The organism is Enterococcus sp. C57 (assembly GCF_040887305.1).
In the GTDB taxonomy this organism is placed as follows: domain Bacteria; phylum Bacillota; class Bacilli; order Lactobacillales; family Enterococcaceae; genus Enterococcus_B; species Enterococcus_B hirae.
The window spans coordinates 39,431-61,867 of record NZ_JBFOFP010000001.1 but is presented as its reverse complement, the minus strand read 5'-3'; the positions used below and the strand labels follow the sequence as shown (position 1 = coordinate 61,867).

General features: G+C 32.0%; 16 protein-coding genes and 1 pseudogene. 4 read left to right on the top strand and 13 right to left on the bottom strand.

The window, feature by feature from the left end; translation table 11 throughout:
• Positions 1–4: 4 nt before the first annotated feature.
• The 7 genes and pseudogenes from AB5M32_RS00275 to AB5M32_RS00245 form a co-directional block, all read right to left on the bottom strand.
• Entirely contained in the window at positions 5–2,335 is a 2,331-nt protein-coding gene (locus AB5M32_RS00275) for a DEAD/DEAH box helicase (RefSeq protein ID WP_368024222.1), read from the bottom strand.
• A gap of 100 nt (positions 2,336–2,435) precedes the next feature.
• Positions 2,436–2,675 carry a hypothetical protein gene (locus tag AB5M32_RS00270; RefSeq protein ID WP_178286746.1) on the bottom strand — a complete coding sequence of 80 codons (240 nt, stop codon included), beginning with the start codon at positions 2,673–2,675 and terminating at the stop codon, positions 2,436–2,438.
• 632 nt (positions 2,676–3,307) lie between these two features.
• On the bottom strand, positions 3,308–5,581 hold the full coding sequence (locus AB5M32_RS00265) for an AAA family ATPase (protein WP_178286748.1): 2,274 nt from the start codon (positions 5,579–5,581) through the stop codon (positions 3,308–3,310).
• Entirely contained in the window at positions 5,565–6,269 is a 705-nt protein-coding gene (locus AB5M32_RS00260) for an ABC-three component system middle component 1 (RefSeq protein ID WP_178286750.1), read from the bottom strand. Before AB5M32_RS00260 ends, AB5M32_RS00265 begins: the two co-directional genes overlap by 17 nt.
• Positions 6,262–7,947 carry a hypothetical protein gene (locus AB5M32_RS00255; RefSeq protein WP_178286752.1) on the bottom strand — a complete coding sequence of 562 codons (1,686 nt, stop codon included), beginning with the start codon at positions 7,945–7,947 and terminating at the stop codon, positions 6,262–6,264. Before AB5M32_RS00255 ends, AB5M32_RS00260 begins: the two co-directional genes overlap by 8 nt.
• 63 nt (positions 7,948–8,010) lie before the next feature.
• Positions 8,011–8,250: pseudogene (locus tag AB5M32_RS00250) on the bottom strand (helix-turn-helix domain-containing protein).
• A 567-nt stretch (positions 8,251–8,817) separates the two neighbouring features.
• Positions 8,818–9,924, bottom strand: a complete 1,107-nt coding sequence (locus AB5M32_RS00245) for a hypothetical protein (protein ID WP_178286754.1) — start codon at positions 9,922–9,924, stop codon at positions 8,818–8,820.
• 218 nt (positions 9,925–10,142) lie between these two features.
• Between AB5M32_RS00245 and AB5M32_RS00240 the strand changes: the two genes are divergently transcribed.
• The 4 genes from AB5M32_RS00240 (at position 10,143) to AB5M32_RS00225 (ending at position 15,851) form a co-directional block, all read left to right on the top strand.
• Positions 10,143–11,231, top strand: coding sequence for a hypothetical protein (locus AB5M32_RS00240; RefSeq protein WP_178286756.1), 1,089 nt, complete (start codon positions 10,143–10,145; stop codon positions 11,229–11,231).
• Positions 11,232–11,765: 534 nt separating this feature from the next.
• Entirely contained in the window at positions 11,766–12,803 is a 1,038-nt protein-coding gene (locus AB5M32_RS00235) for a hypothetical protein (RefSeq protein ID WP_178286758.1), read from the top strand.
• Positions 12,793–14,409, top strand: a complete 1,617-nt coding sequence (locus tag AB5M32_RS00230; RefSeq protein WP_368024221.1) for a hypothetical protein — start codon at positions 12,793–12,795, stop codon at positions 14,407–14,409. The genes AB5M32_RS00235 and AB5M32_RS00230 overlap by 11 nt, the downstream gene beginning before the upstream one ends.
• Positions 14,410–14,555: 146 nt before the next feature.
• Positions 14,556–15,851 (top strand): ISL3 family transposase, encoded by a 1,296-nt coding sequence (locus tag AB5M32_RS00225; protein ID WP_178286760.1) that lies wholly within the window; start codon positions 14,556–14,558, stop codon positions 15,849–15,851.
• 138 nt (positions 15,852–15,989) lie between these two features.
• On the opposite strand, the gene sufB is transcribed toward AB5M32_RS00225, so the two are convergent.
• The 6 genes from sufB to AB5M32_RS00195 form a co-directional block, all read right to left on the bottom strand.
• On the bottom strand, positions 15,990–17,381 hold the full coding sequence (gene sufB, locus AB5M32_RS00220; protein ID WP_178286761.1) for a Fe-S cluster assembly protein SufB: 1,392 nt from the start codon (positions 17,379–17,381) through the stop codon (positions 15,990–15,992).
• A 4-nt stretch (positions 17,382–17,385) separates the two neighbouring features.
• Positions 17,386–17,856 (bottom strand): Fe-S cluster assembly sulfur transfer protein SufU, encoded by a 471-nt coding sequence (gene sufU / locus AB5M32_RS00215; RefSeq protein WP_010719975.1) that lies wholly within the window; start codon positions 17,854–17,856, stop codon positions 17,386–17,388.
• Entirely contained in the window at positions 17,843–19,078 is a 1,236-nt protein-coding gene (locus AB5M32_RS00210) for a cysteine desulfurase (protein WP_368024220.1), read from the bottom strand. Before AB5M32_RS00210 ends, sufU begins: the two co-directional genes overlap by 14 nt.
• Entirely contained in the window at positions 19,075–20,364 is a 1,290-nt protein-coding gene (gene sufD, locus AB5M32_RS00205; protein ID WP_161652270.1) for a Fe-S cluster assembly protein SufD, read from the bottom strand. Before sufD ends, AB5M32_RS00210 begins: the two co-directional genes overlap by 4 nt.
• A gap of 13 nt (positions 20,365–20,377) precedes the next feature.
• The gene (gene sufC, locus AB5M32_RS00200) at positions 20,378–21,151 is read right to left on the bottom strand and encodes a Fe-S cluster assembly ATPase SufC (protein WP_010738387.1); all 774 of its coding nucleotides are present in this window, start codon (positions 21,149–21,151) and stop codon (positions 20,378–20,380) included.
• Positions 21,152–21,577: 426 nt separating this feature from the next.
• Entirely contained in the window at positions 21,578–22,426 is an 849-nt protein-coding gene (locus AB5M32_RS00195; RefSeq protein WP_178286763.1) for a MetQ/NlpA family ABC transporter substrate-binding protein, read from the bottom strand.
• Between the last annotated feature and the right edge of the window lie 11 nt (positions 22,427–22,437).

The following is a 22,437-nucleotide window of genomic DNA, read 5'->3' as shown; positions in this document are numbered from 1 at the left end:
GTCCTTAAAAATCCCTCAACAAGGCAGCCATAATCCGCTCAGATTTGAAATATGAGTCCTTTAAATTTAATTGAGTATTTAATTTTTCCAGAGAACGATCATATTCCTTATATAATAAATCGAATGCAGAAATTACTGGACTATCATAGATGTATTGATCAGAGGCATAGTACTTAATATATCTAACTAAAGCTGCCAAACTTTTATTATTCTTTGTAAACACTTGATTACCAGTTACTAAAGTGAATTTATTGATGGCTCTAGAAACAGCTACATTCACCAAATGCGGATTATCAACAAAATCAATCGATGCTTGACTGCTTTTTTTCTTATCCAAAACTGTTGAAAAAATAATTTCTTTACATTCTCTTCCTTGAAATTTATGAATGGTTGCTCTAGCAAACTCTTCTGGTAGATACTTCCCAGCTAAATTCACTTGATTGTTATAAGGAGCAATAAATCCGATGTCTTTCTCATCAGACCAGCCAACTTCTACTAAAGACTCTATTTCCCGCAAATTAGTTCGTTTTCTTGTATGGTTTCCTTTAGATGTGGTAATTAGTTCAATGGATGCTTCTCCTTCATCGATAGTCATAGGGATTAATTGATTATTGTAAAATTGCTGATTGCAAAATTGGATAATTTTAGGATGGCATCTATAGTGCTCTTTCAGCAAAGTAATCGGCACTTTCTCTTTAAATACATTGATAAAAGAATCCAGTAAACTATATTTTGTACAGTCGTAATCAATAGAAGGCGCCCTAATATCTGTCTTTTCAGGTATGTGGGGAAGTTGTTTGCGATCACCCACCACAATAATATTCTTTGCACAGCCCAGACTCAAAATCCCCGGAACGATATCTTGCTGTGATGCTTCGTCGATAATAATATAGTCTAATATCGCTCCCTCTGCTATAGAATTAATAATCGAATGTGTACTACTGCCAATCACTGGAAAACGTTTAATAAAATTACTGAACTCCTTTTTATAGCTATCTGCGGTAAAATTTGAATTAGATGGAATTGATTTTGATAATTGTTGCTTGAGAAATTGTATTGATTTATTCGTTAAGTCTTCTAATAATTTTTCGAAATTATCCCTATTCAAATCGTTCTTATATTTTTGTAATTGCTGCTCTTTTTGTTGTAACGTTTTTTTATAATAATGAAATTGTAGAGAATAAATAAAATTTATTCGTTCAGTATAAGTATTTAAAAACTTAGTTCTAAATATTCTAAACCCTAGCAATAAGCGGAATCTCTCTTTAAAAGAAAATTTTATTTGAGAAAGATAATTCATATATGCAAGTAAATCAGAAGTTTTCTCTGGACTTAATTTGTATCTTTCGACATCCATTAACTCTACAAGTGTATTTTCTTCATGCCATTCTTCTAAGTACTTTTTCTCAACAAGCAGCTCGCTGATTTCTGCGGTCAATTGCGCTACTTTATTTTGTGTAGCCAGACTTGCTTTCACCTTCGCTAAAATATCATCAATTTCCTTTATAGGAGTAGCTGCAGAATTTGAATTATAACGAGGAACTTCTTTTACCCCTGCAAAGAATTCTGTCCTATTAGTTGAACACTCTAATTTCGCAATAAGGTAGTCTAGTTCTTTTTTAGCCATCTTCTCATACACATTTTCAACTGCTGGGTTGTTATTTGAAACAATTGCAACAGATTTTTTATTCATTAAAATATTTGCAATAATATTTAAAATAGTTTGTGTCTTTCCTGTACCAGGAGGACCTTCGATAATACTAATTTGAGAGGAAAAAGCATTTTCCACAGCTTTTAATTGACTCTCATTCAATCCAAAGGGAAAAATCAAATGTTTCAAAGGATTTCTAGCTTCATTTTTACCATAGCAATACGCATGCAACGCTGTTCCTTGGTAAGGAGTGATTTTTTCCAATTGCCTTTCTATATTTTTGGTCATAGTTTTATTTTCTGGACTAGCATTACGAACACGCTCTTTTACAATTTCAGTAAAATAAGAAAATATATCCTCATTTTTCAAATCAGAACTCGAAATAATACTTACTTTTTCTGACTTCATGACATACTTTTTTTGGTCATTTGGATAGTTTACAACAATATACTTATTCCCGTATTCAGTGGCTTTATCTATTTGTTGATAAACATTTTCTTCTTTAGATAAAAGTCCTGCATGTATCTCTTTTTGTGGTGTAATTTTACATAAATCTAATGGCTTCCAAAACGATTTACCTGACGGGAAATAAACAGTTACCATTAGTTTATTGTCTTTTTCCCAGAGCTTCCAATCAATTATTTGATTCGTTTTGTCTTGTCCATTCATAGATATGGAAAACATTTAGATCATACCACCTCAATTTCAGACTATATGCTTATTCTAGATTATTGGGAATAAAAGATTTAACTGGAATTCAGAGCCACTCAACTTTTCTGATAACCTATTCTATGGAACTTGAACTATATTTTATTTTTTCAAGTTCAAATGCTTTCATCTCTTGTGCATGTTGTTCTGCTAGACATTTTATACTAACAATAATTGCATTTATTTCATTAATATCTTCTAAACTAATTGAATTTACGTCCAATCGATCATAGGACATCTGGCTTAATGCTGAAAGACAGCTACTTAGACTATATGAATCAGCTACTAATTTATCGAGATCTACATTTTTTTCCATGAAAAATACTCTCCATTCTTTTATCTAGTTAAGGAACGAAACATCATTATAAATTTAGATTAGAGCAGTTGCTTATCTTAATTAACTAATTCGGTTTTAAAACTATTGAATCAAATCTTTACTATTAAATAACTGTATATGCTATCAACTTACGTTTATATAAATGATTAACGTAACTTGATACTAGTTCGTATTAAGTGACTTTCTCGTAGAATTCAGAAATATTAAGTTATATGGATACTTTTTGTTCATGTTAGCATATTTCCCTCAATTATTTTCTTCTTTTTTCAACTTATTTCATTTAATTTTTTATTTTATCTTGCAAATAATTGATAAAATATTTCATTTTTTCTATAGCATGTAACTTTTAAAGCTATCTTCTTTGCAAAGATGACTGAACAAACAAAAAAGCTAGAAACACCCTAAAAAGGTATTTCTAGCTTATGGTATTCATTTATTCCATGGAACCTTCCATTAAATTTATCGGTAATCAATAGGTTATAATAAGTATTAGATCAAAGAAATTGATGAGCTTATTTTTGATCTTATATAAAATTCAAAAAGCACAAATAAAATAGCATTTAATTTGGCATTAAAATATTGAGGAGCTATTTCAGAAATTAAGAGGATTCTTAATTTCTTAGATATTCTAATTGCATATTATAATTATTCGTACTTTTCATTACTTGTTGATATTTATATTGAATTAATCTGCTCTTATCCTCTTCATGAGTTGACAGAAGTATTTGAGTGTTAGGAAATTCTTCTACTAGCATATCAGCAAATGAATGCGAACTAACATCATCAATTGATTGTAAAGGATCATCAATTAAAATAAGATTTAATTGACTCTCTTTAGAAAATATCTTTCTAATAGAAAGTAAAATAGATATAATAACACCATTCAATTGTCCTACACTTAGTATATTAAATATATCTGTATTCATCTCTGCTTTGTGATCGGGAACTTTAAAAACAACTTGTGTTGAATTTACTTCTGCATAAATTCCTAGTCCCAGCTGATAATTTTGAATGATACGTCCGCTTATTAAGAATAACGGTAACTGAATTTTCTTTATAAACTCTTCTTGATATTTTTTATACGCTTGATCATTGTATCCTTTAATAACACCTAAAATTTCATTAGTTTTAATTGCATCATTGTGTTTTTCTAAAAGATGTATGACTCTTCGATATTCATCTTTATTTTTTTGTAATTTACCTTCATATACATCTTTATACTTACTTTGAATGTACAAATATTTTTCATCAAGATCTTTGCTTGAAATATCAGGCGCTCTATTCTCAAATATATTATTGTAAATCCTATCTAATTCAAAAAATTCAGTATCAGAAAATAGATTTTTATTCCCTTTAATTTCTTTTAATTTTTCATAGAACTTTCCTAGTAAATATTCAAAACTTTTTGTTTTATCTTCTGTCTCTTTAAATACATTGGAAAAATCAGGTAAGAACTTTTCAATATTCAAAATTTCTTTTTCAGTGAGATTTTGCAAATCTTTAATTTCATTTATCAAAGTTAGTTCTTCTTTTAAAGGTTCAAGTAACTCTGCAAGTTCAGAAAAAATAACTGATTCTAATTCAGCTATTAATACTCCATATTTATTAATTTCAAGTTGTTTATCGTTCATTGCAGTTTCTAAAATATCAGTTAAATTATTGTATGATTCTTCTAAATCTTGAATATAAGTTCCGCAAAAAGGGCACTGCTCAATATCAATTATATGTTGCTTCTTTTGATGTTCTTTTAGTTCTTTTCTTTTCTGATTAAGCTTTATTATTTCTGAACTATCTCCTTTAAGAGATTGCTCCAAAATATATTTCCTGTTCAAACTAGAATAATATTCTTTTATTTTGTTGCTGATTTCTTTATCTTTAATTAATTCAAAGCTAGAAATTTCAGGTGATAAAGTGTTTTTCCTTAAATGACTGTTCAATGTAAACAATTGTTGCCACCATTGTTTTTGGTCGGAATATTTTTTAATTCTATCTCGATAAAAAAAAACTTTTAATGATAATTGGGAAATATTAATTATCTCATCAATTTCTTTGACTCTTCTAGTCTCCAAAAATAATTCGTAATTCTCAACTAATTTTTTTATTGGCTCCATTTGTTGCTTATATTTTTCAATTGGCATAGTGATATCAATATTTGGGGAATCAAATAGAAAATTATTTTTCGGAAATAATTTTTTATAATTAACAAATTGCTCACCTGCTTGTGCTTTACCTACAATTTCTTTTAAACTTTGTCTTTCAAGTAGTAATCTGTTTTCCTTTTCTTGTAACATATTACTAATGTGACTAATTTTTTCATTAAATTTTGATTTTAATAACTTCACAAATTTAACTCTATTTTCTATTTGTTTCATATCTAGAATACTCGTTAAAATTTCTTTTCGTTTACCGTACTTTTCTTGAAGAAATAGTAATGAATTGTTTTGAGAAATATACATTCCTATTTTAAAAAAATTTTCATTGATATTTAACAACTCATATATTTCTTGATTATTAATATTCTCACTGTTTCCTATTTCATTAGTATAGATTAGTTCGCTATCATTTCCGTTTTTCCACTTGAAAATACGCTTTACGCTAAATTCATAATCCCCTTTTGTAAAATAACCCGTTATTTCAGTGGGAAGAGAATCTGTATTTGCTATTATTGATAAATAAGTAGTATATCCATTTTTTAATTTAGATTCAAAATGTGCTATATCACCAGTTATTAATAATTCTAATGAATCAAACACTGTTGATTTACCATATCCATTTGGTCCATCAAAAATAGTGGCATTGTATCCGTTAAAATTAAACTTTTTCACTTTATTTGCAGGGAAACTTTTAAAATTGGTAACTTCTAACTTTTTAAGATAGATACTCATTTATATCTCCTCCATAAATATTTTCTATAAGTTCTTCGACTAAATCATTTATCCTTTCATCCAGTTTATTATCTTCTGATATTTTAGAAAAAATCTTATTTTCCATCTCATTAATTTCATTGATAGAAAACGATTGAGTTTCTTTTCTGACTGTGTTATACAATTCGAAAAAATCATCTAACTCTTTTTTTTCAAATTCCATTTTTATAATAGGAATTTTGATTATCATTCTATATAAAAGAGAAAATTCATCAGATTTATTGTGATCAGGAAATCTCGAAAAAAAGTTGCTCATATCCTTAAAAATATCGTCATTTTTTTTTCTAAGGGCATCTATTTCACTTTCAATGTAATAACATACATATTTTTTATAACAGAATTCATTCTCTTCGACCTTAATAATTTTTTTATAATTTTTTTCATTTAAACTTTGAACTTTTGAAAATAATATCAAGTACGTATCTTGAGGTATAACTGTATACTCTATATATTTGTCAATAAGTTCATCAGCTAAATCTATTTGTTCTTCAGGTTCTTTGTTCCCCCATAAAAATAAATATTTTTTTGAAGAATTTATAGGTTCATAAGATGTGAATACAGTGTTTTCATCCGAGTATAACTCCTGCCACTGACCTTTTACTAAATCAAATTTTTTTGTCACATATAATAAAAAATTTCCATCATTCATTATTCAAATTCCTTTCCATAAAAGAATCTCTTTTGATTAAATTAAAATTAACATTTGGCAGTATGCTTTTTTCCTTATCTAATTTACTATCAACTAACAAACTGTCAGGTATTATATTAATTTTTTGATCTTTATACACAACTTTTTCATCTTTCATATTTACTAGTATTGAACTGTTAGAATAGATACTTTTTACTTCACTACTTTCTTTAACACCATTTAACACTCTCGTGAGTGAGTTATTCCTTTTTATAGTAATCGAAGACGGTATTATTTTTTCTAAATAATCATCAACATTATCTATGTTTGCAATATAGATATGTTTTTTATCAAAGAATAGAATTTCAGAATTTACACTTTCTAAGATTTCTAAGATTTCTAAAATTCGTATACCACTAAAAACCTCTGTAATGAAAGCATTAGTTTCATCTTCAGTAATAGTTGGATCTAATACTTTAGCGTAAATATTACGATTCATAGGTTCAAAAATCTCCCTTAAATCTTTTAAAGGACACTCTTCACAACTTGTTTTATTACAATCCTTACAGTATGAAGAAATTTCATTGTCTAAATTTTGCAATACTTTTTCATCTAATTTCAACTTCGAAAAGAATAATTTATAGTCATACATATTATTTAACGAAGATTCTATTACTTTATAAAACTCTATGAAAGTTAGTCTGTATTCATTGTCCTCAGCATCCCTATGACGATGCAAATAGTCAATTTTTTTTGTAACCATACGACTAATACTGGCAAAAGCCAAATCAACTTCAGGATCTCCATATTCTTTATTCAAAGAATCAAAAAATACTCGAATTTCTTTTTTTATATGTTCAATTATATCGGATGTATTAATGTATTTACCCGTCTTATACCCATAAAGTATAATATCTTTAGAGTATGTAAATTCATCCCAGTCAGGAATATCAGCGGCTGTAGATAAATAGCATTTTGCACCTACTGAACCAACTTGTTTCTTGTGTTGAATTAATTTTTCACACGCTTCAATGTAAGAATGAGTATTCCTTTCAGTAACATAAGCTTTTACCTGAAAAATTTCTTGTGCTTCACCTTTCATGTATATTATAAAGTCTTCATATTTTTCAATTTCAACCGAATAGTCTTTTAGTTCTTTTTCAGATAAGCTATTTATTAATTCCAAAACTCTTAAAACGGTTACAAACCCTTGATAGTTAAATCCGTTCCAAGATGGTGTTGCGTCATTTGATCTAAAAATCATATTCATTACAGGTTTTTTCTTATATTTTCGCAAGTATTCATCAATTACTGTTTCTTTATTATTTTGATTTGAAGAAATACAAATATAACCAACTTTCACCATACTTTTATCTTTAATTTGATTAAAAATGATTTCAGCCTTAGATGATGAATGTGATATAACTTTTTCAAATTTTTTTATTTCTTTTTTTAAATTTTTTACATGTTTAATATACAAAATATTGCTGGTATCGTTTTTGATATACTGATTCAATATATATGTGTTTACCCCCTTCTCTTTAATCACACTTTTAACAAAGTAAATATCTTCTATGTTGTCTACAAACAATATAAACATTCCTTCAGAAGAAGGAATTTCATTAATTGAAACATCTTTTAAAAAAAATGATCTTTTTTTGCATTCCTGAATTCTGTCTCCTATGGCTAAATTTCCCAAAATTATCTCTCCTAACAAAATGCACAATAATAATTCTAAATATTTTAAACTTATTTTAAAATTTTACTCTGTATCTAAAATCAAATTATAGGAAACATCTAATACATTTTCTATTCCTTGTAATTGTCTTAACTTAATATGTTGCTTTCCACTTTCAATCTTAACAAATGTTTCTCTTATAATACCCACATTTACTAACTATAGTTGCTTAACTAATTCAGTCTGCTCTATTCCTTTTTATAATCTTATTCTCCTAATTTTATAGCCAATACAGTATTCACAAAGTTTTACTTTAAGAAAAATATCTTTATTTTATCTTATTTTCTCTATTATTTTATTTCCGCTATAAAAAAAACATATCGTTTTCTAGTATGTTTGAATCTCCGCAAAATAAAAACTGAACAAAACATATTCTATATGAATGATTCTATCAAAAAGATGGCGTGATTAGTAGATAAAATATAGAGAAAGTAAAATAACAAAAAATGAGACATAATGAGCTTCACTCTGACCCAAATTGGATTTTACACAACTCATCAGTCCTTATTGACAGAGAGTCACAAAAAAAGCCAGAAACACCTTCAAATAGGCATTCCTAGCTTAATCAGTTCATTTAACCCACAGACCCTTCCAGCAAAAGGTTAGCTTTTTCAAGAGCTTCTGACAAGCTCTAATTATTGATATAACAGCATTCAAGTTTTTTAGTGAATGCTGTTATATCCCAGTAATTTTTATCAATTGTAGTTAGTTTTGATTTAGTTTCAAACTGTTTTAACTAGAAAAAGTATGGATATTTCGGATATTTTTTAGTAAGAAAATTGCGAGCTGGAACAAATACTATACTAAATAATTGTTTAAGTCTCTATATACTCAAGAATATGTCTTCCAAAAATTTTGTACTGATTTTAAAACTAGAATTCCATTCTCAAAGACTGCTTGGGCAGCTTTTTTATCATCTTCATTAAAGTAATAATAGACAATCCTAGTGATTTTTGAATTTTCATTGATTCTAGAGAATATATGATTATCATTTTCTGGAGATAGTCCTAATATTTGAAGTTCACCTTCTATTTCTTCAAAATTATTAAATGAGTCTGTTGTTTGAAATTCTACATCTTCTTTCAATTTCAGCATTATCGCAGAATAAGCATTCCTTACTAATGAACTTTCTGCATATTTCCATTGGTCAATATCGTTTTTTATCGTCAAATTTGTTTTATATCCTTCTACAAGTTTCTCGATTCCGTGATTAGCAATATCCGGGTACTCAGTTAGAAACTCTTTGTCTTCTCCACTATATGCCATCAATGCTGTAGAATGAAGGTGCTCAAAACCTTCTGGATTAGTCAATCCATTCTTCATAAACTGGTTATCTGCCAAACGATTTCTAAAACTATCTGGATTATAAACTTCTGCTAAAATATGGAATGCTCCATGAAGATAATGAACACTTGAACTAGAAGCAATTTCTAAATTTTGATCATAGTTTGTAGTAAAAACATTTTGAAATGTATTCAAGTAATTGATAAAATTTTCCGAATAATTTTTATACAACTCTTGAATCTTTCCTCCATTGTATATACTATCTACTAGCATCATTTTAATACTTTGAGTAATAATGTATCTCTCTGGATTAAACACTTTAAATCTATTACTAACTAAGAAATGAATTAAGAAATAATCTTCCAAACCAACATCGTATAGTTTGATGTTTTTCCATCCAGAATAGCGATTCTTAAAATGGTCTAATGATCCTTTTCTAATTCCAGCAGTATACGAATCATAGTCCCCTTTCAAAATAGCAGGAACATTTTCAAATAGATTTTCAAAATATAAAATTGTATCAAAATGATATAATTTATCAGGGTATGTGCCTGTATAAAGATTATTTCTAGCCCTTTTAATAATTTTCTTATTTGAGTAGTCCAAGCCACCAAATTGAATTGTAACCCCATTACCAACAAGTAGATTATTCAACAATCTCCAACCTTTCCAATTCAATTTTTTCTTTTATTACATTCATTTTAGCATATTGAGTCCCAGTAAATAACAGAACTATATTGTTTTTTATGGAAAAAGAGAAATTAGCTATTCAGTTTTCTGATCCAGTTTTTATAATAAACTTTGAAAACCTTTTACCGAGACCTTTACTAAGATATAATCAAGATAAAGACATACTTGAAAGGTAATTAATCATGAAGAAAACAGCTAGAAACCTCCCTTTAAAGATCCACACTTTAGGCAATCAATGGAATGTTTTTCTTGAAGTAATCCAAGAAGTTGCATCTTTCTCTGATGAACAAATGTCTAAAATATTACTTTCTCAACTTCATACATTAGATGAGATTCTAAATACAAATTCAATTAAGTATGAAGAACTAAAATCAGCCCTTATTCCCCCAGACGCAAAAAAACATTTTGATTTTGCACTAATTTTTGACTCTTCAAAAATTGAAGATATTTGGTATGGTCGTCCAATTTACACCATTTTATTTGATACATTAACAACTGAACATTTCGAAAAAAGTAAAAACAGTATTTTTTCAGGAGATTTACTTTATCAGGAACCCGGTTTTATTGAATCCATTAAAAATATCGAAAATCAATTAGATATTATTTTACATCCAAATCAAACTGACTATTTTACAATCTTTATATCTAACTTGACTCAAAATCAAAAAAAAATATTGGATGAAGCATTTAAATCTGAAGATTTTTATGTTGGAGCAGTGAACTGGACCTTAAAAAATGATTATCTTAAACGTTCATTATTACTACCTGCAAATACATTAAAATGTAGAAATATTTTGTTATTTCCTTCAGTTGAAGAAGGCTATATATCTATGTTAGAAGAGGTTATACCTGACTATTTCAAAATTGTTTATATTCCCGAACATCTTTACAACAGTTTTTTATCGTACAATTATCACTCAGCAGTTTATTCTGTAAATAAAGACTATTCCCTTAATATTTTAAATCCAGAACATGCAGAAACTATTTCAAACTTTGAACTCATTGTTGAACCACTTAAATTTGAAAAATACTTAAAAATAGAAAAGTCTCATGTCATTAGTGAATTGAGTACAGCTCAAGAAAAACAACTGACTTTAGAAGAATTTACTTCACTAGTTTCAAAATCTATTTCAAATAATATATTCAATATTGAATTAAACGAGCATGTCACAAAATTTAATACCATATTAGACACAGAAGAAAAACGACTTATTTTTAGTTTTGAATATAATAAAGAAAAACAAATAATTCGTTTATTGACTGCGTATTAGAAAACATGAAGGTAATTAATACGTTGAAAAGTATAGGATATTTAAATGATCCTTCTTCGAGAAGTAACTTGTTGAAACATTACTTGATTGTTCACTTGCGAGCTAGAATGAATACTAAAACACTCCATCTCTTCATCATTTTAGATTATAAACATGATTTTTTCTCAAAATAAATTCTTTTAAAGTTTTTAGATTTATCTGATTAATCGTTTATATGAGTTATTTTTTCAGAAAAACACTATCTTCAATTTCTCTTTTGAACAACAGAAGTAACTGACTACTCCACCATACATGTACATTATCTACCATTCATAAGAGCTAAAATCAAGTATGAAGAATTTTATGGTAATTATATCGACCATAATGATATAATATAATTGTTATTTACTCGTTCAAAATAAGCATTATGCTTATTTTTTGCTTTTATATATAAGTGTACCAAACTCTTTAATACTTATGACTTTTTTTATTTTCTAGCATGCTCTCGCATATAATTGAAGCACTTATTATCTTTTGTTAGAAAGGGAAACTACTATGGCTTACACTATCTCTTCGTCAGAAAAACTAAGAAAATCTGCCGCAGATGCGGAAACAAAAGCTTTACTCTATTTAATGAATTTTCACGAAGATCATGAAGAGATTCATTATTTTATTGTAGACTTCTTTAACGATTTAACAGGAATGGATAGAATGTCTGATAAGCTTTGGGATATACAATCTAAGGGTGCATCAAATTCATCTCCAAAAGCGCTAGGGAAAGAACTTGTTACTCTATATAAAAATTTTGTAAGTGAATTTGAATTCGATAGCTTCATCTTGTTCGTTGGTGGTGTTTCAAATACCGTTCGTATTGATTCTACAAAAAATATTTTTGAGATTGATAACATTGATTCAAAAGCATTAGAGAAATTGAAAGAAGGCCTACTTGAGGAATGCAATTCCAAAACTTACATTAATGATGCAGATGTAACATCAAAAAAAATTGATGAATTCCTGGATAATGTTCTTTTTGTAGTTGATGATAAGGAACCTAGTGATTATGTTAAGTCAATCATTAAAGACCATATTGCTCTAATACCAACTAATGATGAATTATCTACTATTTTTAATGAAATACGAAAAATACAATCTGACAAAAAAAATAATTTACCAGTAGAAGGTATAAGTATCACATCAACAGACCAATCGTTGAATTATTTTCGTCATTTAACTAGTGGACAGATCAAGACTCTTGTCATAGGTAGGATAATAAATAGAAATCCATTTGATAAGGGTTGCCCTATTCATTTCATAGATATTTATAACGCCTTTCCATCTGATATGCGACAAGAAGCATTAGAAGATTGTAAACTAGCTTTTTCAAGAGCCTTATTCAATAAAAATGCCACTGAGGGATTCTGGTTGTTGTTCAATGAAACATATAATAAAATTATTGGGAATCCTGATAAGAACGTAGAAGAAATATTTAGTTTGCTAGATAGAAATATTAAAAATGGATGTCCAGATTTTGATGTCTTGTCTTTAAAATATTTTATCGCAACAGTAAAAGAGGGGTTACAAAATGATCATTAAAACAATTGCAGTCGGAAATTCGCAAGAAGCATACATTGAAAAGAGGATTAATGAACACCTAAACGTTATTTCGAGCGACGACAATAATAAAGGGAAAACAATTATTATTCAATCTCTGATGTATTGTCTTGGAAGTGAACCGGTATTTCCATCTTCATTCAAATTCAAAAAATACTACTATATTATTGAATTTGAACATGAGAAAACTTTATATACACTTTATAGGAAAAACGACACCTTCGTTTTGTATGTGAAAAAATCAATTTTGATATTTGATAATGTTTCAGAACTAAAAAGATACTGGACTAAAAATATTTTTCCACTACCTCAAATAGTAAAAGATAGTATTAAAAGAATTGTTGACCCTGAGTTGTTCAATCAAATTTTCTTTGTTGGTCAAGATAAAAAAGATTCATCAAATATTGCTAACAAAGGATTTTACTCAAAAAAAGATTTCTATAATATGCTTTATGATTATGCAGGAATCGGAGAAATTGGGCTTACTACAGAAGAATTAAATATAGAAAAAGAAAAATTAAAGAAACTAAAAGAAGAAAAGAAAGCTCTTTTGAAGAAACATAAAATTTTGAATTCTAAAAAAGAGCCTATTAATTATATAAGCAAACACAGTGATAGAGTCGCTCTCGAAGAAAAAATTAAACAAGTCGAAAAAGTGAAAGATATATTGATTGAGCTAAAAAACTTAAGAAACAGGACAATGAATCGTCGCGCTAAATACGAAATTACTTTAAAAGAGTTAAGATCATTAAATAGGAATATATCTACAGGTGAATTACAGTGTTTAGATTGTAACTCTACACATATTGGCTATGTTTCTAGTTCAGATGCCAATTTTACTTTTGATGTCTCAACTACAGAAGTTAGAGGTCAGATTATTGAGTCTATTAATGAAAAAATCAATTCCTATTCTGAAGAATTAGATAAACAAACTAGTGAGATAAACACGTACCAACTACAACTTCAGAACTTACTGAGTGACGAATCTATTTCGATAGAATCAATTGTTTTATACAAGGATGATGTTTCTGATATTGCAATAGTTGAAAAAGAATTAGCAACATTAGAGGGACAAATTTCAGAAATTACTTCCTCACTCAAATTGAATAACAAAAACAACGTCGATATCATTGAAAAACAAAATTTATTTATTTCTAAAATAATAAGTGAAATGAATTCTGTATACAAGCAAATTGATCCAAGTGGTACGTTAACTTTTGATGACATATTTACTAAAAGAAATGAAGTTTTTTCTGGAAGCGAAGCTACTGAATTTCATATATCAAAAATGTATGCATTAGCAAAAATACTACCTCATCAGTACCCTATTGTAATTGATTCATTTCGAGCAGAGGATTTGTCTACTGATAGAGAGAAAATTGTTATTAACTTATTTAATCAATTAACTAACCAAGTGATATTTACTACTACATTAAAAAAAGAAGAGATTGGAAAATACGACTTTCATGAATCTTTAAATCATATTGATTATAGTTATCATGAGCCTAGTAAGATTCTAAGAAACGAATTTTCACAAGAATTTCACGAGATAGCTAGTAAACTTATGATTAATATAACTTCTAATTAGACTCAATTTTTATAGCTTTTTAGGCTCTATACTTTTTGATGTTGGTGAATTTCACTAACATCTTTTTTATGATGTAAAAACATAGAAAAAACACCCTGAAATCCTTTAGAATTAATTTGACGAACCAATTCATAGGAGGATTCAAGATGTCTTATACTCAGCTTATCAAAGATACCCTAAATATTCTAGACCTAAATATCTATTTCGAGGAAAATTGTTTAACCAAAGAAAGATATAAAGGACAAATTTGCTTGATTTACAAAGGTACTCTTCAATACACGCCCGAAGAGTGTCCACATTGTCTTTGTGTCGTTCCCTCTAAGATCATTCGTTGGGGGACGACAACCGTCCGGTTGTTACTAAATGAAGTATCTGAGTATCGGACCTATCTGGAATTGAAGAAACAACGATTCAAATGTAAGTCTTGCCAACGCACCTTCGTAGCGGATACCTCTGTCGCTGAGAAACACTGTTTTATTAGTCAAAAAGTTCGTTGGTCTGTCGTTACTCGCTTAAAAGAGAATACTTCGATGACGGAAATCGCACGTCAGAAAAATATTTCCACTTCTTCGGTTTATCGTGTCATGAAGAGATTTTACCGCCCATTGAACCCTTTCAAACAGACTTTACCAAAGGTCTTATGCTTTGATGAATTCAAATCGGTTCGAAGTGTCGCAAGTGCCATGAGTTTTATTATGATGGACGGACAAAGGCACGAACTACTAGACATTGTTGAAAATCGACGATTACCTTATTTAGAACGCTATTTTTCTCGTTTTTCCTTAGCGACTCGAAAAGCCGTTGAATTCATTGTTATTGATATGTATGCACCTTATGTTTCATTGGTTAAAAAGCTTTTCCCAAATGCTCAGTTGATTATTGATCGTTTCCATATTGTCCAACATATAGGAAGAACTTTTTTAAACCACCGAGTGAAGGAAACCAATGCACGACTTAAAAGTACTTCTCAATACCAACGTGGGCTTGGTAAAAAAATGGAACGTTATTGGAAACTCCTACAAAAAGAAGAAGCAAAGTTGAACTATGAAAAACGGGTTTGGCGTGCCAGTTTCAAAGATTACTTAACTGAAAGTGAGATTGTCGACCGATTGTTAGCTACTTGTCCCAATCTACGACAAGGCTATCAGTTATATCAAGATGTTCTTTATGCAGTAAAGAAAAGAGAACATTCCCTATTTGAGGACTGTTTATCCAGAGAAGTCAGCCAGCTACCTGAAACTTATGCGACAACTTTGCGAACATTTAAAAAGTTTCTGCCACAGATCCAAAATGCCCTCCGCTACAGTTATTCAAACGGACCACTAGAATGTTTAAACAACCATATTAAAGTATTAAAACGCAATGCTTATGGTTTTCGAAATTTTTATAATTTCAAACAACGGATCATGATCTGTCACGGTCAAACTATTTTAACCAAATAAAAAGAACAGAAAGAAGTTTTTCTTCTTTCTGCCCAAATTATTCTAAGATTTCTCTTTACCAACATCATTTGACAAAGAGCCAAAAAAATTAGCACCAGAAACATTGATAAATCAACATTTCTAGCGCTAATTTTTGAATTACCCTACGCTGCCTTCCATCTCATAACTGATTAAACGGTTGAGTTCGACTGCGTATTCCATTGGGAGTTCTTTGGTGAATGGTTCGACGAAGCCCATGACGATCATTTCGGTGGCTTCGGATTCGGTTAGGCCTCGGCTCATAAGATAATAGAGTTGTTCTTCTGAGATTTTTGAGACTTTGGCTTCGTGTTCCAAAGAGACTTGGCTGTTGTGGATCTCGTTGAATGGGATCGTATCGGATTTGGAGTATTCGTCCATGATGATCGTGTCGCATTCAATGTGAGAGATGGAACCGGCGCTGTTTTTAGCGAAGGTTACTTGTCCTCGATAATTGACTTCGCCACCGTCTTTTGAGATCGATTTGGAGACGATGGAGCTTGAAGTGTTTGGTGCGTTATGGATCATTTTCGCCCCAGTATCTTGGATTTGGTTTGCGCCAGCAAATGCGATGGAAAGCATTGTGCCACGCGCACCTTTGCCGTCTAGGTAAACACTTGGATATTTCATCGTTGTTTTAGCTCCTAGGTTGCCGTCGATCCATTCGACTGTGGCTCCTTCGTAAGCTTTGGCTCTTTTGGTGACTAAATTATAGACATTGTCTGACCAGTTTTGGATCGTGGTATAGCGACAATAGGCGTCTTTTCGGGTGAAGATTTCAACGATCGCTGCATGAAGACTGTTACTTGAATACGTTGGTGCTGTACAGCCTTCGACATAATGGATGCTGGCTCCTTCGTCAACAATGATCAATGTTCGTTCAAATTGTCCGGTATTTTCGGCATTGATCCTAAAGTATGTTTGTAATGGAACGTCGACTTTTACCCCTTTAGGTACATAAATAAATGTTCCTCCTGACCAAACAGCTGAATTTAAAGCAGCAAGTTTGTTGTCAGTGGGTGGGACTAATTTGGAAAAGTATTCTTTGAATAACTCAGGATATTCTTTCAATGCAGAATCAGTATCGGCGAAGACGATCCCTAATTTTTCAAATTCGTCTTTCATGTTGTGGTAAACGACTTCTGATTCATATTGAGCAGAAGCACCTGCGAGGTATGCACGTTCTGCTTCAGGAATCCCGATTTTTTCAAAGGTTTCTTTGATTTTATCAGGTACATCTTCCCAATCTCGGGCAGGTTTATCACTTGGTTTTTGGTAATATTTTATGGCATTGAAGTCGATGTCTGACAGGTCTGGTCCCCATTTTTGCATGGGCATTTTATTGAATGTTTCTAAGGATTTCAAACGAAAATCTAACATCCATTCAGGTTCACCTTTGATTCGAGACATTTCTCGAACGACTTCTTCAGTTAAGCCTTCTCCTGTACTGAAAACTGGTTCCACATCATCGTGAAAACCAAATTTATATTCTTCTAATTCTGGTACACCCATGTTCTCACTCCTCTTCCTGATGCACGTGATGGAAGGTTGCAGTGCCGTTTTCTTCCATTGCTTTTTCTAAGGCTTTCCAGCCTAATGTGGCACATTTGATTCTTGCGGGAAATTTGGCTACGCCACTGAGCATTGCTGCATCGCCTAATTGGTCGATGGCTTTGACTTCTTTTCCTTGGACTAATTGCGAGAAATCAGTGATCAATTGTTTTGCTTCTTCAACAGATTTTCCCATGACAGCATCGGTCATCATGGATGCGCTGGCTGTACTAATGGAACAACCGTTACCGTTGAATGCGATATTTTTGATGATTCCTTCTTTGACTTCGACTTGTAATTCGATGACATCGCCACAGGTCGGATTATTCAATTCGATTCGACTGGTTGATTCAGTCAATGTACCTCGATGATGAGGATGCGAAGAATGATCAAGTATGACCTGGCGATAGAGATTATCTAGTTTAGAGAGTGCCATGTTGGAAAAACTCCTTCGTTGCAAGAATTGCTTCGACTAAACGATCTGCATCTTGTTTCGTATTATAAAAATAAAAGCTTGCTCGTGCGGTCGCTGAGACTTCTAAATAGTTCAATAAAGGTTGGGCACAATGATGGCCTGCTCGAACAGCGACACCTTCCATATCTAAAGCAGTAGCTACATCATGAGGATGTAAGCCATTTAGATTAAAGGCGATGACCCCTGTACGAGTAGCGGGATCTTGTGGTCCATAAATGGTCAACCCATCGATTTGTTGTAGTTTAGGTAAGACATAGGCAATTAATTCTTTTTCATGATCATGGATATTGTCCAACCCAACGTTTTCGAGATAGTCAATCGCTTGACCTAGTGCGATGGCTCCAGCGATATTAGGTGTGCCGGCTTCGAATTTCCATGGAAGTTCTTTCCAAGTACTATCGTACAAGTCGACAAAGTCGATCATTTCGCCACCAAATTCGACTGGTTCCATTTGTTCTAACCATTTTCGTTTGCCATATAAGACTCCGATCCCAGTCGGTCCACACATTTTGTGTCCGCTAAACGCAAAGAAATCACAGTCTAATTCTTGGACGTTGATTGGCATATGAGGAGCGGATTGTGCGCCATCTACAACTAGTACCCCACCTTGCTCATGGACAAGTTTTCCTAGTTCTTTGACGGGATTGATCACACCTAAGACATTTGAAACATGAGCAATCGATACGATTTTTGTTTTGTTAGTGATCAATTGTTTTGCTTGTGCCATGTCTAAAAATCCGTCGGTAGTCAAGTCAATATATTTTAATGTTGCTCCTGTCTTTTTGGCTAATTGTTGCCAAGGAATGACATTGGAATGGTGTTCCATGTAAGAAATTAAGATTTCATCCCCTGCTTGCAGAAACTGTTCACCAAAGCTGCGAGCGACCCAGTTAAAACTCGTGGTGGTGCCACGAGTAAATAGGATTTCAGCAGTTTCAGCTGCATGGATAAACTTTCTGACCTTTTCCCGAGCGCCTTCATAGGCAAATGTTGCTCGTTCGGCTAAGGTGTGGACTCCGCGATGCACATTGGCATTATCTTGTTCGTAGTATTTTTTTATTGCTTCAATTACTGCTGTTGGCTTTTGCGTAGTGGCTGCATTGTCTAAATAAACGAGCGGTTCATCATTGACTTCTTGAAATAATATTGGAAAATCTTCGCGAATGGTTTCTTTCAGAATCATACATTCAACTTCCCTTCAATAACCTCCACTAACTCTTTTCGGACTGCTTCTACTGGAATTGCTGTTAACACAGAGCCAAGGAAGCCTCGAATAACCAATCGTTCTGCTTCTTCTTTATGAAGACCACGGCTCATCAAATAATACATTTCTTCAGGATCGACCCGACCAACACTGGCAGCATGTCCTGCAGTGACTTCATTTTCATCAATGAGTAAGATCGGATTGGCATCTCCTCTTGCTTTATCTGAAAGCATCAATACTCGACTTTCTTGTTGGGCATCGGCTCCTTTTGCGCCTTTTAAGATATGTCCGATCCCGTTGAAAGTCAACGTCCCTTTTTCTCGGATCACACCATGTTGTAAGATATGTCCGATCGTATGAGGCGCTTTGTTCGTGACACGCGTATCAATTCCTTGGATTTGTTTTCCTGAGCTAATGGCAACGATTTTCACTTCTGCATGGGCACCTTCGCCAACTAAATCAGAATCAAAATCAGCAATTACATGTCCATCATTCATCACACCGATTGCCCAATCTACAGAAGCATCACGTAAAATATGACCTCGGCGGTTGATATAAGAAGTGATATTTTCTCCTAATTGATCGACAGCTGAATATTTGATTTTTGCTCCAGCTTTAGCGATTACTTCGACAATGATATTACCAGAAGCTTTTTGGATTTTCTCTTTAGTCGTTTGGAATCGTTCCAAGTAAGAGAACTCACTATGTTCCTCTGCGACGATCAAGACATGTTTAAAGAAATGCTGTGCTAATTTGCCATCTTGGATGAATAAGCTCTCAATTGGCTCATTGATGACAACATTTTTAGGAACATATAAAAACACTCCACTGTTCATGAAAGCAGCATGTAAAGCGGTCAATTGATCTTCATCCATTTTCACTGCTTTTTCCATATAGTATGGTTTGATTAAATCTGGATGCTCTTGGAGCGCGGTGAAGATATCTGTAAAGATCACGCCTTTTTCCATGAGTTCCACTGGTAATTGTTCAAAGATCGTACTTGTTCCTTCTTGCACCAACACAGGGTTATCTTTCATTACGTCAAACCCAGCTACATTTCCTGTCTCACTAAAGTGGTCTGTGAACTCATGGATATCGAATAATGGCCAGCGATGGAATTTTACACGATCGATCTGAGGAAGTGGTAATTGATTGGCTTTTTCTAACGCTGCTTGACGTAATTGGGTCATCCATTCAGGTTCCCCTTTGCTTAAAGAAAAATTGGTAACTGCGTCAAGTTGGTCGAGCCAGTTCGTTTCTTTCATTTTCCGCTCCTCCTTACGCTTCTTCTTCTTTATAGTCGATTCCTAGTTCTTTGCTGATGCCAGCATACCCTTCTGCTTCAAGTCGTTTCGCTAGATCTGCATTCCCAGTCATCACGACACGTCCTTCCATCATGATGTGGACGACATCCGGAGTGATATAATTCAATAATCGTTGGTAGTGGGTGATGATCAATGCGCCAAAGTTTTCGCTACGCATTTCATTGACCCCTTTTGCTACGACTTTCAATGCATCGATATCTAATCCAGAATCAATTTCATCTAAAATGGCAAAAGTTGGTTCTAACATCAATAATTGTAAGATTTCATTTCGTTTCTTTTCGCCACCAGAAAAGCCTTCATTCAAGTAACGTTCGGCCATTTCTTCTGGCATATTTAACAGCGCCATTTTTTCATCTAATTTTTTCAAGAAAGTCAAAACAGACATTTTATCGTCTTCATCACGTTTGGCATTGATCGCTGCACGCATAAATTCTGCATTCGTGATCCCAGGAATTTCGCTTGGGTATTGCATCGCTAGAAATAATCCTAGACGTGCCCGTTCATCGACCTCTAAATCTAAGATATTTTTTCCGTCAAATAGGATCTCGCCTTCAGTGACTTCATAGTTTGGATTCCCCATAATAGCGGCTGACAGCGTCGATTTCCCTGTTCCATTTGGTCCCATAATGGCATGGATCTCGCCTGTTTTCATTGTTAAGTTTACGCCTTTAAGAATTTCTTTCTCTTCAATTGAGACGTGTAAATTTTTTATTTCTAAGACAGACATGCAAATTCCCTCCAGATTCTGTTTCGTTCTCACTTATTTTAGACTAATTGAGAATAGAGCGCAATGTTATAACCCACTAAAATCAAAACTTTTTTCACGAGTTATCATTAAATCAATATTACTAGATAATAATATTTATAAAGAAACTTCTGTTTTTAGCATTCATAGATCACTGGTTATGTTGATTTGTTTTATGTAAAACGATAGGTGAACGTTGGCTTGCAGAATGATGTCAGTACGCATCGCTTGATTACCGCTTACCTGTTCTTAATAAATGCTTCTTGAAAAATGCCATAATAAAGAGAGTTCTCTATTGGTTACATAGCTAATTTATTCACTATTCACTCTGCAAAAAAACATCAAAGCTAGTAAAATCAACTAACTTTGATGTTTTTGATGACTTAATTATTTTTTGAAATACTATGCTTATTTAGCATCAGCTGCGACAGGTTTGACTGAACCGCCCCATTTGTCTTCGATCCATTTTTGAACGTCTTCACGGTGTAAGACTTCAAGTAATTTTTTGATTTTTTCGCTATTTTCATCACCTTTACGTGTGGCAATGATATTCACATATGGTGAGTTATCTTCTTCTAATAAGACAGAATCTTTCAATGGATTCAAACCAGCACCATAAGCAAAGTTTGCATTGATCGCTACTAAGTCACCTTCATCATTTTGATAAGTAGAAGCTAATAAAGAAGGATCAATCGAATGATTGAATTTTAAGTTTTTAGGGTTTTCAGCGATGTCATCAAACGTAGCTGTTTCTAGATCTACGCCATCTTTTACCTTAACTAAGCCAGCATTTTGTAAAATAGTGATGATTCGTCCCCAGTCAGATTCTGAATTTGAAGTAATCACTGTTGCGCCGTCTTTTAAATCAGCAATGTCTTTGATTTTCTTTGAGTACAAGCCCATTGGTTCAATATGGACAGCACCCGCATTGACAAAATCATAGCCTTTTTCTTTGATTTCTTTATTTAGATAAGGAATATGTTGAAAATAATTGGCATCGATATCGCCTTCTGCTAAAGATTGATTTGGTAAAATGTAGTCATCGAATTTCACGATCTCTAAATTAATGCCTTCATCTTTCAATAGCGGTTGGACGTGTTCCAAGATTTCTGCATGAGGTGTTGGTGATGCGCCTACTTTTAAAGTTGTATCGTCACTTTTTGATGAAGCACCTTTACTATCGCTATTATTGCCACAAGCTGCTAACCCTACAGTCAGCAAGACCGCTGCTGCAAATCCCAAAATTTTCTTTTTCATATCCTTTATCC

Excerpts from the sequence above, each read along its gene's own strand:
- AB5M32_RS00275 (WP_368024222.1), bottom strand. The coding sequence starts at position 2,335 with ATGTTTTCCATATCTATGAATGGACAAGACAAAACGAATCAAATAATT.
- AB5M32_RS00270 (WP_178286746.1), bottom strand. The coding sequence starts at position 2,675 with ATGGAAAAAAATGTAGATCTCGATAAATTAGTAGCTGATTCATATAGT.
- AB5M32_RS00265 (WP_178286748.1), bottom strand. The coding sequence starts at position 5,581 with ATGAGTATCTATCTTAAAAAGTTAGAAGTTACCAATTTTAAAAGTTTC.
- AB5M32_RS00260 (WP_178286750.1), bottom strand. The coding sequence starts at position 6,269 with ATGAATGATGGAAATTTTTTATTATATGTGACAAAAAAATTTGATTTA.
- AB5M32_RS00240 (WP_178286756.1), top strand. The coding sequence starts at position 10,143 with ATGAAGAAAACAGCTAGAAACCTCCCTTTAAAGATCCACACTTTAGGC.
- AB5M32_RS00235 (WP_178286758.1), top strand. The coding sequence starts at position 11,766 with ATGGCTTACACTATCTCTTCGTCAGAAAAACTAAGAAAATCTGCCGCA.
- AB5M32_RS00230 (WP_368024221.1), top strand. The coding sequence starts at position 12,793 with ATGATCATTAAAACAATTGCAGTCGGAAATTCGCAAGAAGCATACATT.
- AB5M32_RS00225 (WP_178286760.1), top strand. The coding sequence starts at position 14,556 with ATGTCTTATACTCAGCTTATCAAAGATACCCTAAATATTCTAGACCTA.
- sufB (WP_178286761.1), bottom strand. The coding sequence starts at position 17,381 with ATGGGTGTACCAGAATTAGAAGAATATAAATTTGGTTTTCACGATGAT.
- sufU (WP_010719975.1), bottom strand. The coding sequence starts at position 17,856 with ATGGCACTCTCTAAACTAGATAATCTCTATCGCCAGGTCATACTTGAT.
- AB5M32_RS00210 (WP_368024220.1), bottom strand. The coding sequence starts at position 19,078 with ATGATTCTGAAAGAAACCATTCGCGAAGATTTTCCAATATTATTTCAA.
- sufD (WP_161652270.1), bottom strand. The coding sequence starts at position 20,364 with ATGAAAGAAACGAACTGGCTCGACCAACTTGACGCAGTTACCAATTTT.
- sufC (WP_010738387.1), bottom strand. The coding sequence starts at position 21,151 with ATGTCTGTCTTAGAAATAAAAAATTTACACGTCTCAATTGAAGAGAAA.
- AB5M32_RS00195 (WP_178286763.1), bottom strand. The coding sequence starts at position 22,426 with ATGAAAAAGAAAATTTTGGGATTTGCAGCAGCGGTCTTGCTGACTGTA.